13 protein-coding genes are annotated in these 13,325 nt (G+C 40.7%); 9 read left to right on the top strand and 4 right to left on the bottom strand.

What is annotated here, in order from left to right:
- Positions 1-8: 8 nt before the first annotated feature.
- The 3 genes from FTU72_RS01490 to mnmG all read right to left on the bottom strand — a co-directional run bounded on the left by FTU72_RS01490 (position 9) and on the right by mnmG (position 3,357).
- Positions 9-335 (bottom strand): hypothetical protein, encoded by a 327-nt coding sequence (locus FTU72_RS01490; protein ID WP_179992306.1) that lies wholly within the window; start codon positions 333-335, stop codon positions 9-11.
- Between the two features lie 76 nt (positions 336-411).
- The gene (locus tag FTU72_RS01485; protein ID WP_179992305.1) at positions 412-1,335 is read right to left on the bottom strand and encodes an ADP-ribosylglycohydrolase family protein; all 924 of its coding nucleotides are present in this window, start codon (positions 1,333-1,335) and stop codon (positions 412-414) included.
- Between the two features lie 141 nt (positions 1,336-1,476).
- A complete protein-coding gene (gene mnmG, locus FTU72_RS01480; protein WP_179992351.1) occupies positions 1,477-3,357 on the bottom strand; it encodes a tRNA uridine-5-carboxymethylaminomethyl(34) synthesis enzyme MnmG in 1,881 nt (626 codons plus the stop codon).
- Between the two features lie 249 nt (positions 3,358-3,606).
- Between mnmG and FTU72_RS01475 the strand changes: the two genes are divergently transcribed.
- The 8 genes from FTU72_RS01475 (at position 3,607) to purD (ending at position 11,695) form a co-directional block, all read left to right on the top strand.
- A complete protein-coding gene (locus FTU72_RS01475) occupies positions 3,607-3,996 on the top strand; it encodes a hypothetical protein (protein ID WP_051065385.1) in 390 nt (129 codons plus the stop codon).
- Positions 3,997-4,142: 146 nt separating this feature from the next.
- Positions 4,143-5,030 (top strand): bile acid:sodium symporter family protein, encoded by an 888-nt coding sequence (locus FTU72_RS01470; RefSeq protein ID WP_179992304.1) that lies wholly within the window; start codon positions 4,143-4,145, stop codon positions 5,028-5,030.
- Between the two features lie 87 nt (positions 5,031-5,117).
- Positions 5,118-6,017 (top strand): bile acid:sodium symporter family protein, encoded by a 900-nt coding sequence (locus FTU72_RS01465; RefSeq protein WP_125278346.1) that lies wholly within the window; start codon positions 5,118-5,120, stop codon positions 6,015-6,017.
- A 123-nt stretch (positions 6,018-6,140) separates the two neighbouring features.
- Entirely contained in the window at positions 6,141-7,046 is a 906-nt protein-coding gene (gene prmA, locus FTU72_RS01460; RefSeq protein WP_179992303.1) for a 50S ribosomal protein L11 methyltransferase, read from the top strand.
- Positions 7,047-7,063: 17 nt separating this feature from the next.
- Positions 7,064-7,924 (top strand): DUF3426 domain-containing protein, encoded by an 861-nt coding sequence (locus FTU72_RS01455; RefSeq protein WP_104426212.1) that lies wholly within the window; start codon positions 7,064-7,066, stop codon positions 7,922-7,924.
- Positions 7,925-8,325: 401 nt separating this feature from the next.
- Positions 8,326-8,595, top strand: a complete 270-nt coding sequence (fis, locus tag FTU72_RS01450; protein ID WP_001086304.1) for a DNA-binding transcriptional regulator Fis — start codon at positions 8,326-8,328, stop codon at positions 8,593-8,595.
- A 94-nt stretch (positions 8,596-8,689) separates the two neighbouring features.
- Positions 8,690-10,264 (top strand): bifunctional phosphoribosylaminoimidazolecarboxamide formyltransferase/IMP cyclohydrolase, encoded by a 1,575-nt coding sequence (gene purH / locus FTU72_RS01445; RefSeq protein ID WP_004786185.1) that lies wholly within the window; start codon positions 8,690-8,692, stop codon positions 10,262-10,264.
- A gap of 147 nt (positions 10,265-10,411) precedes the next feature.
- The gene (gene purD / locus FTU72_RS01440; RefSeq protein WP_180011844.1) at positions 10,412-11,695 is read left to right on the top strand and encodes a phosphoribosylamine--glycine ligase; all 1,284 of its coding nucleotides are present in this window, start codon (positions 10,412-10,414) and stop codon (positions 11,693-11,695) included.
- Between the two features lie 271 nt (positions 11,696-11,966).
- Here the strand turns inward: purD and FTU72_RS01435 are convergent, their stop codons facing one another.
- Positions 11,967-12,242 (bottom strand): hypothetical protein, encoded by a 276-nt coding sequence (locus tag FTU72_RS01435; RefSeq protein ID WP_159122780.1) that lies wholly within the window; start codon positions 12,240-12,242, stop codon positions 11,967-11,969.
- Positions 12,243-12,314: 72 nt separating this feature from the next.
- Between FTU72_RS01435 and FTU72_RS01430 the strand changes: the two genes are divergently transcribed.
- Complete coding sequence (locus tag FTU72_RS01430; RefSeq protein WP_179992350.1) at positions 12,315-12,854, top strand: GNAT family N-acetyltransferase; 540 nt, start codon at positions 12,315-12,317, stop codon at positions 12,852-12,854.
- Positions 12,855-13,325 lie beyond the last annotated feature (471 nt).

Here is a 13,325-nt window from a genome sequence, read left to right as displayed (position 1 = left end):
TGAGATTCCTACACTGTTAAACCGATATAACGCGAATAACCTGCTGCACCTAAATCTGACTTTAAAATCAGATAATTCGGATAAGTACTTGTGGTGATTTCTTCGAACATGTTGACGATGTCATCATTGGCATGCAGTTCATCCACTGTTTTTCGCATAGTTTGCTCAAATTCATCGGTGATGTATTCAAAGCCGATATCCATGGCAATAAATAAGGTATGTTCACAGGGTTGAACATACTGCTCTTCTTGCCAATTAATGATGTCTTGATGGCAATGAGGGCAAGCGATGTTGTCTGTGGCTTGGATATCGAGTTCAACGAGTTGGTATGGCATTGGAATGATCTAGATGTGGAACTTTTGAATATTTTAGCAAATCCCAACATCATCGCAGTCATTCTTTAGAAAATTTCTACAACCATTGCACAAGCAATTCTTCCACCATTTCTTTACCTCGTAAATGATTCATCCAAGATGATGGAATTGCATCTACACCATAATATAAACCAGCTATACCACCCGCCACACATGCAGTCGTATCTGTATCATTACCCAGCGCAATTGCTGTCTTAATCACCTTTTCATAATCGCTAGCTTGTAGTGCGTAATATGCCGACTTTAAACAATCTACGACATAGCCAGTACCTGTCGGTCGATCCCAGTCATCACTTAAAATATGGTGCTCAAGCTCATCTAACGCACCATTCTGATCACTCAATTCACGCTTGAGTATTTCAATTGCTTCTATCCATGAATCTTGAATAGAACAACCATCTAAAATTTTACGTACCCATAAACAATATAATGCACAACATAATTTAGAACGGATATGCGCATGAGTCAGATGTGATTGTATAAATGCCGCCTCTATTAATTCACGATTAGAGCCTTGATGCCAGAGCGCTAAAGGCAATACACGCATCAGCGCACCATTACCATTGGCATATTCATCATTTTTCGCAACTTGATTTAACTCGATACCCGATTGATAACGATGTATCGCATCAACCGTTTGAATTCCCACATCAAATACCTGACCATCGACAGCCATATAACCTGATTGGTACCAATCGCAAATCCGTTGCATAAAATCTTCAGGATTGAGTTTCTTTTGATCTAACAATGAGGCCAACAAACATAATGCTTGTGCACCATCATCTGACCACGTTCCAATTGGAAGACTGGCATAAGTCCGCGCAAATCCTTTTGGGGGAATCATATCAATTTGTTCAATATCAGGCAGCTGGCTCGGCACTTTAAACTCATAAGGCACACCTACCGCATCACCAACAAGTAAACCGTAAATCGCGCCACGTATGTATTTTTCTCTATCCATGTTTTAGATTCATTGTTGTACATTTCCCATAATTAACATAGCAAAATTACTGAATCTATCTTGAAATAATTGATCTTTAATTTTTTTCAAACTTATTAAACATAAAAAACCCGCATTACGCGGGTTTTTTACTTCCAAATCTTAAGCAGATTTTTTCGCTTGGGCATTCTTACGAATCGTAATCATCACCAATTGAACTGCTGCAGGGGTTACACCCGGAATACGGCTTGCTTGAGCCAGTGTTTCAGGACGAATATCTTTTAACTTCAATGTAATTTCACGAGAAAGACCTGAAACAACATCATAGTCAAAATCAGCAGGAATCTTGGTTTCCTCTAAACGTTTCATTTGTGCAACGTCTTGATGCTGACGGTTGATATAACCTTCGTATTTCACCGCAATCTCAATTTGATCACCCACTTGTGGTGAAACTTCAGAACCTGTGAGCTCTGCAATTTGAGCAAAGGTGATGTTTGGACGTTTTAACAAATCAATTGCAGAACATTCTTTAGAAAGATCCGCACCCGTCATTTCTACGAATTTTTTACCCATTGGATTGTTTGGTGCAGCCCAAAGGTGTTGCAAACGACCTGTTTCTTTCTCTACAGCTTCCATTTTTTCACAGTAAGCTGCCCAACGTTCATCATCTACCAGACCCATTTCACGACCGATTGGTGTTAAACGCTGATCCGCATTATCTTCACGCAACATCAAACGGTATTCCGCACGTGAAGTGAACATACGATACGGTTCTTTAGTACCTAAAGTAATTAGGTCATCAACCAGTACGCCCATGTATGCTTCATCACGTTTTGGTGTCCATTGTTCTTGATCCCATGCACGACGTGCAGCGTTCAAGCCTGCAAGCAAGCCTTGAGCACCCGCTTCTTCATAACCGGTTGTACCGTTAATCTGACCAGCAAAGTACAGGTTATTGATCGCTTTGGTTTCCAAAGTGAACTTCAACGCTTGAGGGTTGAAATAATCGTATTCAATTGCATAACCCGGACGAAGAATGTGCGCATTTTCCATACCACGGATTGAGCGTACCAGTTCAAACTGTACGTCAAATGGCAATGAAGTCGAAATACCATTTGGATAAAGCTCATGTGTATCCAGGCCTTCTGGTTCAAGGAAGACCTGATGGGAGTCTTTATCAGCAAATTTATGAATTTTATCTTCAATTGATGGACAGTAACGTGGACCTACACCTTCAATCACACCAGTGTACATCGGTGAACGGTCTAAACCGCCACGAATGATCTCATGGGTACGTTCATTGGTATGCGTGATGTAGCAGTTCACTTGCTCTGGATGCATCGATGCATCACCCATAAATGACATGGTTGGAGACGGGAAATCACCCGGCTGCGGTGTCATGACAGAGAAGTCGACTGAACGTGCATCAATACGTGGCGGTGTACCTGTTTTTAAACGACCTACAGGTAAGTTTAACTCACGTAAACGATGTGCCAATGAAATTGAAGGAGGATCGCCAGCACGACCGCCTGAAGCATTGTTTAAGCCAATGTGAATCACACCACCTAAGAATGTACCTGCAGTTAGCACCACAGTTTTCGCATCAAAGCGAATACCCATTTGGGTCACGACACCTTTAACAGTATCGCCTTCAACAATCAGGTCATCTGCTGCTTGCTGAAAGATATCCAGATTCGCTTGATTTTCTAAAGTCTCACGAATCGCTGCTTTATAACGAACACGGTCAGCCTGCGCACGAGTTGCACGTACTGCTGCACCTTTACGTGAATTCAGAATACGGAATTGAATACCGCCTTTATCGGCAGCCAGCGCCATCGCACCGCCCAAGGCATCAATTTCACGCACTAAATGTGATTTACCGATCCCGCCAATGGCCGGGTTACAGCTCATCTGCCCTAAAGTCTCAATGTTATGAGTTAAGAGTAATGTCTGTCGACCCATACGTGCTGCAGCCAGTGCTGCTTCCGTACCTGCGTGACCGCCACCGATAACAATGACATCGTATACTTTAGGATAGTGCATAGTGGTAAATAGAGAGATAGAAAAAGGATAGCTGAACATTATAGCAAACTTCCTTCCAAAGTTGACAAAATCACTTGAATTTATCCTTCGGAATTTACTCTGCCAGCCAATAAAGCAATGTAATTAAACTTTGCATACTTACTATATAAATTAAACATCTAAACTCAAAAAGTTACCCGACTCATATTGTTTAATATTGATTAGTTTTTAATCTATAAAGTGGTCACATTACAAACAAAGGTATACATGATGAATAAGAATATTTTCCTAGCAACAGCGCTCTGCGGTCTATGTTTCGCTCCATTTGCAGCCTCAGCAAATGATAAAGTCGAGAAGGTTTATAATGCCCAAAAATACCAGCAAGTTTGTAAAGGTAAATCAGAGGGTGCTCCTGTAAGTTTTGCTTACCGCGGCATTATCTGGAATGGTACCTGTCAGCAACAGTTCTTCCCTTCATCATCAACCAATATCAAAGGCGATGAACCTGAACTTTATACATCTTGTAGTTCAGGCGGCAAAACTTCAGCAACCATTAATGGCACTCAGGTCAATGGTAAATGTGCATTAGGCTTTACCCCTCCACGTCCACAGTCACAAATGCAAACTCAGCCTCAAACCCCATCTCAATCAGGGATGTAAATCACTATATAGCTGATTAAATATATTTTTAATCAGAAACTTAACGGGTAAAATGCATAAATTTTACCCGTTTTTATATTGCTTATTTATTCATCTACGCTAAACTCAAAACATACCTAAAAAATGAATAATAAAAAGGAAACTTCATGGATTCGGGGTTTTTTAGTTTGTTTTTGCCGATTACTTTGGCAATTACGATGATGGGGTTAGGACTACAGTTAACAGTCAAGGATTTTCTGCATGTTAGTCGTTATCCCAAGGTGATTTTTATTGTCTTATTCTCACAACTGGTCATTTTAACCGGTTTAACCTTTTTAATCTGTCTGGTACTGGATCTGCCACCATTGCTTGCTGTAGGCATGATGCTGCTAGCTGCCTCTCCAGGAGGTGCCACTGCCAATCTGCTGAGCTATCTTTATAAAGGTGATGTGGCGCTTAATATCACGTTAACCGCCATCAATACGATTATTTCTATTTTCACCTTACCTTTTATTATGAACCTGTCCCTGTACTATTTTATAGGACAGGATACCGGCATCGGCTTACCGCTTGAAAAAATGGCTCAGGTTTTTCTGATTACAATTATTCCGGTTGTGATCGGCATGCTGATTCGGGCAAAATTTCCAAAGCTTTCAGATATTGTACATATGCCAATGCGGTTTCTATCTATCGCTTTTTTAAGCATGCTCTTGATTTATGCCATTTTCCAAGAGCGCTTTAACATCATCGAATATTTTGCCAGTATCGGGATTGCTACTTCCATATTATGTTTTTCCAGCCTGTTTCTCGGTTATTGCCTGCCTTTATTAATGGATATCCCAGACAAGATGGCACGCGCCTGTACCTTTGAAGTCGGCATTCACAACACAACTGTATCAATGACGATTGCGATTTCTGTCCTCAATAATGTCACCATTGCCATCCCTGCGGGTATTTATTCAATTGTCATGTACGTTTTTGCCGGTATTTTTGGTTTTATGATTAGTCAGCAAAAGCTTAGCTATAGTGGCAAGAGTCGTTTATCAGATTTGTAACTTCCTAAGTCAAATGCCTGCTTAAGCTGTATGCTTTTTATAGAAAATTTAAAACTATTAAAATAAATTTCTATAAGGAGCATGCAGATGGACTCTGGCATCATAACAATATTCCTCCCCCTCGCACTCGCCATCATCATGGTGGGATTAGGACTCGAACTCACGCTCAAAGATTTTGCCCGGGTAAGCCAGCACCCTAAAGCAGTGCTGGTTGCCTTGTTTTGTCAATTAATTCTACTGGTAAGCATTGCTTTCATTCTATGTAAAGTTCTGACTTTACCACCTTTACTAGCTGTTGGTCTGATGTTGCTGGCCGCATCGCCAGGTGGCAGTACCGCAAATCTGTTCAGCTATCTGTTTAAAGGCGATCTAGCCCTCAATATTACCTTGACTGCGATCAATTCGGTGGTTGCTGCATTTACCTTGCCTTTAATCATGAATTTCTCGATCATGCATTTTATGCAGGACAGTCAGCAGATCAGCTTGCAGTTCGGAAAGATCCTACAAGTGTTTGGTATCATTATTATACCGGTCGCGATTGGTATGTTGATTCGTCATTATGCCCCAGCACTCACTGTAAAGCTGAATAAGCCTCTTCGCATTTTTGCAGTCCTCTTTCTGGTGCTGATTATTGCCGGAGCAATTTATAGTGAACGCGCCAATATTGCCGAATATCTGACTCAGGTAGGTTTAGCAACCGCCCTGTTCTGTCTCTTCAGCTTAATGATTGGCTATTTTGTTCCACGACTAATGAACATCAATTCTGCTCAGGCACGTGCCAGCGCTTTCGAGATCGGTATTCATAACAGTACACTCGCCATGACCATTGCACTTACTGTCATGTCCAGCACTGTGGTTGCCATGCCTGCTGCGGTCTATTCCATCTTCATGTATATCTTCGCGGCTATTTTTGGATTATTACTGAATCGCTTTGCTCCAGTAACTGCACGTCCTAGCATTTCTCCCACTCAGGAAAATGCGTTTTAACCGGTTTTCATAAAAAGGATGCGAAAGCATCCTTTTTATTTGACTCCGTCTCAAGAAGATCACACCTTCAAGCCGAACTTCCGTTACAATAGCTTTTTGAAAAAATGTATAAAGGTTATTTCTGTGAAGTGGTTACAAATTCATATTACAGTTGATCAAGCTCAGGTAGATTTTACTGAAACATTACTTAGCTCACTGGGCGCCGTAAGTGTCACTCTGGATGATGCTGAAAACCAGGATTTGCTGGAACCACTTCCAGGAGAAACACCGCTCTGGAATAAAGTGATCGTGACTGGCATCTATGCTCAGGAAGATGACGAAGAAGAAATCGATGTAGCTGCATTGGAAACCTTTATTCACGCACAACTACCTGAAGCACCGATCCGCCATGAATTCCTGGAAGATCAAGCTTGGGAACGCACCTGGATGGATGCCTACGAGCCAATCCAGATTTCTGAAAAATTCTGGATTGTTCCAGAGTGGATGGAAGCGCCTGAAGCAGATGCAGTGAATATCAAGCTTGATCCAGGTTTGGCTTTTGGTACAGGTAACCATGCATCTACTTTCCTTTGCCTGCAATGGCTAGGCAAAACCGATGTAAAAGACAAGATCGTGATCGATTATGGCTGTGGTTCAGGTATTCTGGCTGTCGCGGCCCTGTTACTCGGTGCCAAATATGCCTATGCAACTGATATTGACCCACAAGCTGTTTTAGCCACCAAACAGAATGCTGAACTGAATGGCGTATTGGATCGACTTTATGTTGGTTTACCGGAAGAGTTCAACACAGAGCTTGGCGAGCAGAAAGCAGATGTGTTTGTTGCCAATATTCTGGCTGGCCCACTCATGATGCTTGAGCCTGAGTTCGCAGAATTGGTCAAACCTGAGGCAGAGTTCGCACTCGCAGGTGTTATCGAAGAGCAAGTTGCTGATGTTACTAGCATTTACTCAAAACATTTTGATATATTAGAAGTAGAAAAACGCGATGAACACTGGTGCCGTATCTCGGGGAAACGCCATAAGAATTAAAGAGTCTATAAACATTTATGAGTGACAAGCGAACCCACTGCCCGACCTGCTCTACAACCTATAAAGTTACGGTTGCGCAATTAACCATTGCCCAAGGCATGGTTTGCTGCCCAAAATGTAGTACGACCTTTAATGCTTTATCGCATCTGGTGACCGAAGCACAGAATTCGGTCGCCCTTACCCATACGCCAAGTCATGTTTCTTATATTAATAGAAACCTCACCGAATCTACTTCTTCAGCTAATTCTTCAGATCAGCACTATTTACTGAACATTTTTGATGAAAAAGTTGAAAACTCCAATATTGATCTGAAAACCTATCTGAACAACCTGAATTATTTCAGTACTGAACCGATTGCAGTACTGCCTAGCATGAACTGGGATGATCAGGCTGATAAACAGCACAATAAAGGCCCGCTTTATTATTTAGGCTGGACCAGCCTAAACCTGTTCTTATTTGGCTTACTTTTATTTCAATTCTTCTGGTTCAATCCACACTATATTAAGAATAGTCATGTGATGAGTGTGGCTTTTAACAATATCTGTGAAGTGTTCAACTGTTCCAATCTGGAAGAACATTACAATCTGATCAATACCAATAAGGTCAAAGCCAAAGCGATTGCCACAGATAAAACCCAGTTTAGTGGTGAGCTAATCAATTTCCACAAGCGCAGTCTGGAAATGCCAAACTTAAGAGTTCACCTTAAAGATCAGGGTGTAGTCTTGGCGACTTATAATTTAAAACCTCAGGAATACCTGATCGAAAGCCTGGTTAAGATTCAACGTATTCCCCAAAACAGCCCATTTAAATTTGAATTTGTGCTTCCTGTCGACCGTAAAGACTTCGATAATTACAGTTTGGAAATAATTCGACCTTAATATTGATAAAAACTATTAAAAAACGAAAAAAAAGTTAAAAAAAATGCAGTTTTCTTGCTCACTTTTCCCGAGACAATGGTATTATACGCGCCACGAAAGCTATGTGCTGCAAACTCCTCGCTACTTTTTCACAACAAATACAGTCTTGCCTAATGCGCTATAAAACTTATTGCGTATCGAGCAGATTTTTTTGTTTTGATTTTGGTCAGTAACAAAACTTTAACTATTGTTACGCTTATTTTTCGACCAAATCGTCGAGATGTGGCAAGCTACAAGCTCAATGTAATGACCAAGTTTTAGAACTCCAGTTTTAGGATCTAAAATGGAGTTCATTTCAATTTCTAGACCACTTTTATATATCGCTTTACCCAAGTGATATTTGATTTTTCGGATTAATTCGCATGAATAGCAAATCTCCTATTTTTACTGCACAATCTGATGTCGCTCTTCGTATTCACGTAGATCGCGCAGTTCGCCACTACTTTGCACAACTGCAAGGCGAGCAACCTTCTCAGGTGTACGACATGGTGCTGGCAGAAATGGAGAAGCCTTTATTATCTGTCGTTCTAGAATATACGCGTGGTAATCAGACACGCGCTGCCGAGATTCTCGGACTAAACCGCGGTACTTTACGTAAAAAGTTAAAAGCTCACGGTTTAATGAGTGAATAAATGATAAAATGCTTGCGGCTACCGCAGGCATTTTTTTTGACTGTTAATTAGCTATTTAGATTTAATCTGTTCCTTGCTAACTGTGACGAAGATCATGACTATTAAACGCGCTTTAATCTCTGTTTCCGATAAAACCGGTATTGTGGAATTTGCACAAGACCTTGCTGCTCTTGGGGTAGAAATTTTATCTACAGGTGGTACATACAAATTGTTGAAAGACAATAATGTTGCTGTAGTAGAAGTTTCGGAGCACACTGGTTTCCCAGAGATGATGGACGGCCGTGTAAAAACGCTACATCCGAAAATTCATGGTGGCATCCTGGCTCGTCGTGGTCTAGACGAAGCTGTGATGGCTGAACACAACATCGATGCGATCGATCTTGTCGTTGTTAACCTGTATCCATTTGCTGCAACTGTAGCGAAACCAAACTGTTCACTAGCTGATGCAATTGAAAACATCGACATCGGTGGTCCAACAATGGTTCGTGCTGCTGCGAAAAACCACGCGTCTGTTGGTATCGTAGTAAATGCTGCTGACTATGCAACTGTAATTGCTGAGCTTAAAGCTGATGGTGCTTTATCTTATGCAACCCGTTTTGACCTTGCGGTTAAAGCATTCGAACATACTGCTCAATATGACGGTATGATCGCATCTTACTTAGGCGCTCGCGTAGGTAAAGAAGAAGGTCAGGCAGACAAATTTGCGCGTACTTTCAATACTCAATTAAACAAAGCTCAAGACTTACGTTACGGTGAAAACCCGCATCAGTCTGCTGCTTTCTATGTAGATCCTGCTGCGAAAGAAGCTTCTGTTGCGACTGCTAAGCAGCTACAAGGTAAAGAACTTTCTTATAACAACATCGCGGATACTGATGCTGCACTTGAATGTGTGAAATCATTTGCGAAACCTGCTTGTGTGATCGTAAAACATGCGAACCCATGTGGTGTTGCAGTTTCTCTAGACGGCATCAAAGCTGCTTATGATCTTGCTTATGCAACTGACCCTGAATCTGCATTCGGTGGCATCATTGCATTCAACCGTGAATTAGACGTTGCAACTGCACAAGCAATTGTGGATCGTCAATTCGTTGAAGTGATCATTGCACCAAGCATCGCTGACGGCGTACTTGAAGTGACTGGCGCGAAGAAAAACGTACGTGTACTCGTATGTGGTGAACTTCCAGCAATTAACGAACGTGCTCCACAACTTGACTACAAACGTGTAAATGGTGGTTTACTGGTTCAAGATCAAGACTTGGGCATGATCACTAAAGATGACCTGAAAGTTGTGACTAAACGCGCACCAACTGAACAAGAAATTGACGATATGATCTTTGCTTGGAAAGTTGCGAAATACGTAAAATCGAACGCAATTGTTTATGCGAAAAACCGTCAGACCATTGGTGTTGGCGCAGGTCAAATGAGCCGTGTAAACTCTGCTCGTATTGCCGCGATCAAAGCTGAACATGCAGGACTCGTGGTTGAAGGTGCAGTTATGGCATCTGATGCATTCTTCCCATTCCGTGATGGCATCGACAATGCGGCTAAAGCCGGCATCAAATGCATCATCCAGCCAGGTGGTTCAATGCGTGACGAAGAAACAATTGCAGCAGCTGACGAAGCTGGTATTGCAATGGTATTCACTGGCATGCGTCATTTCCGCCACTAATTTTTAAGTATTAAATTCCAAACCCTCCTTTTCGTAAGGAGGGTTTGTTACATCAGTAGATTATTTAATATCTTGCTATAAGATGTTAAAAGATTTTTAAACCTCATTGGGTTTGTGGAATTTCATTTTCGAGGGAATTTTCTAAAGATGAACATTTTAGTTTTAGGTAGTGGCGGCCGTGAACATGCGCTTGCATGGAAAATCGCACAAGACGATCAAGTGGCAAAAGTATTTGTTGCACCGGGCAATGCAGGCACCGCAACTGAAAATAAATGTGAAAATGTCGCTTTGGACATTCTCAATAACCCTGCCATCATTGATTTTGCAAAAAACAATGCAGTTGAAATGATTATTGTGGGTCCTGAAGCACCATTAGTAAATGGTGTAGTTGATGCTTGCCGCGAAGCAGGCGTGAAAGTTTGGGGTCCAACTCAATTTGCTGCTCAGCTGGAAGGCTCTAAAGCATTCGCGAAGCACTTCTTAAAACGCCATAACATTCCAACAGCTTTCTACGATGTATTTACCGAAGTAGATGCAGCGAAAGCCTTTGTAGAGAAAAATGGCGCACCAATCGTGATCAAGGCTGATGGTCTTGCTGCGGGTAAAGGTGTAATTGTTGCCATGACCAATCAGGAAGCATTCGATGCCATTGATGACATGCTGGCTGGCAACAAGTTTGGTGATGCCGGCTCTCGTGTGGTGATTGAAGAATTCCTTGCTGGTGAAGAAGCATCTTTCATTTGCATGATCGATGGTGACAACATCCTGCCAATGGCGACTTCTCAAGATCATAAACGTATTTTTGAAGGCGACCAAGGTCCGAACACTGGCGGTATGGGAGCATACTCTCCTGCTCCTGTTGTGACTGCTGACGTATTCGAAAAAGCCATGAATGAAGTGATGCGTCCGACTGTTGAAGGCATGAAAAAAGATGGTCACGTATACACAGGTTTCTTATACGCAGGCTTGATGATTGACGACAAAGGCCAACCAAAAGTGATTGAGTTCAACTGTCGTTTTGGCGATCCAGAAACTCAACCAATCATGATGCGTTTAAAATCATCTTTGGTTGATTTAGTCCAAGCAGGTCTTGAAGGTAATTTACCTGCAGAAGCTGAATGGGATGAGCGTAAAACTGTCGGGATCGTACTGGCATCTAAAGGCTATCCTGAAACGTCTAGCAATGGTGATGTGATTTCAGGTTTAGATACAGAAATGACTGATGTGAAAGTATTCCATGCGGGTACGAAAGCCAATGAAAATGGTGACATCGTGACTGCGGGTGGTCGTGTACTTTGTGTGACTGCATTGGGTAATACCATTGGTGAAGCACAAGCGAAAGCATTAGAACTTTGTGAGAAAGTGACTTTTGACGGCGTTCAATATCGTAAAGATATTGGTTACCGCGCGATTGCACGTGAAAATGCTTAATTCTTTCTCATAAAAAATTAAGTAAAAACCCCGCTGAGTGCGGGGTTTTTAAATGCTCTCATTTTAAACAATAGGCTCTAATCCATTGCCAGAGCATCTTGGACATCTACCATTCAGCCCCATCACCACCACATTGTTTACAAAAAATTGTATCTACAGTATTAAATGTTTGTTTGTAAATATCTCTTAAATCTTTTTCTTCTAATTGGTTAGGATTTTTTGTATCTAATAAAATTGATGTATCTTTGTTTGCATTTATAAATCCCTTAATCTATTCCAGACTAACAGAACGTCCTTTATATTTTCTAGTTAAAACTTCAGTTCTATGCTTATATAATTTTAAGCCATTATTTAATTCAATCTCCAACAGCACACACTTTTTATCATTCATACGTGATAATTTCAGAAGTCTTCCATCATCGATACAATAACGATGACTAGAATTTTCTAAAAATATTTTACTTTTCTTGCCAAAAATATAAGCATATAAATTTTTTTCTTGTGCTAAATCCTTTATATTTTCTAATGTTTTTTCTAATAGATCCATTTTTCTACTCTTAATTTGATCTCATACAATTATTACTTCAAATTTACAAATTTCAAGATAAACATGATTGCAATTATAAAAACCCCTCGCCTCATCCTCCGCCAATGGCAAGACGCTGACACTGCCCCATTTATCCAAATGTGTGCAGATAATGAGGTCATGCGTTATTTTCCCGCTCCACTGACATCTAAACAAAGCCTACAGTTTATTGAAAAAGTGACTCGACAGATTGATCAGCATGGTTGGGGTTTATGGGCAGTTGAGCTAAAAGAGACTAAAGAATTTATTGGCTTCATTGGTCTGCAACCACAACCTGATCTGTTTGAGTTTTCGCCCTGTGTTGAAATTGGCTGGCGTCTGGCGAAAAAGTATTGGCATCGAGGTTATGCGACTGAAGGTGCACGTGCAGTCCTAGATTATGCCTTTAATACTTTAAACCTAGATAAAGTTGTGTCGTTTACTGCCAAATCAAATACCCCATCTGAGGCTGTGATGAAAAAGATAGGCATGATAAAGACTCAAGAATTTCAGCATCCAAAGCTGCCGGAAGATCACCCTTTATGTTGGCATGTATTGTATGAAATCAATCAAATTAATTACTCAGCCAAATAAGACACGGCTCAAATCCTCCCTAAACATTTATTAAAAAAGATCTTTCAGTAGCTTAATGAGCTGATGTATTTATCATGTTTATTCATTTTTATGATTTCTATTGGATAAAATCTTATAAAGATCAATCTTTAAACGATATGAAATTCCGCCTTATCTTCAATAAAAATAATATATTGTATTCATTGATATTTTGATCATTTTCATTCAATTTATATTCTATTAAAAAGATAAGTAAATAGTTTTTATCCACTATATTGAATAAATAATAATTGCTATGATTGCGCCCATTCAGAGCACCAAATTTGACTATATCTTTTATAAAACCTCTATTTACTCTCTCCAAATAGGGAATCTCTATAGTGGTTTGGTGAACTCTGACCCGATCGAATTAACGTGAACTGTTGCAGTACATTTGCATTTTCCCTGCCGGAGCCACATGCGACTCGATCTAAGGTCAGCTGAAAGTGTAAT

It is taken from the genome of Acinetobacter sp. YH12137, assembly GCF_013418535.1.
Lineage (GTDB): Bacteria > Pseudomonadota > Gammaproteobacteria > Pseudomonadales > Moraxellaceae > Acinetobacter.
Note: the sequence above shows the minus strand (reverse complement) of the source record. Positions and strands in the feature narration are given on the sequence as shown.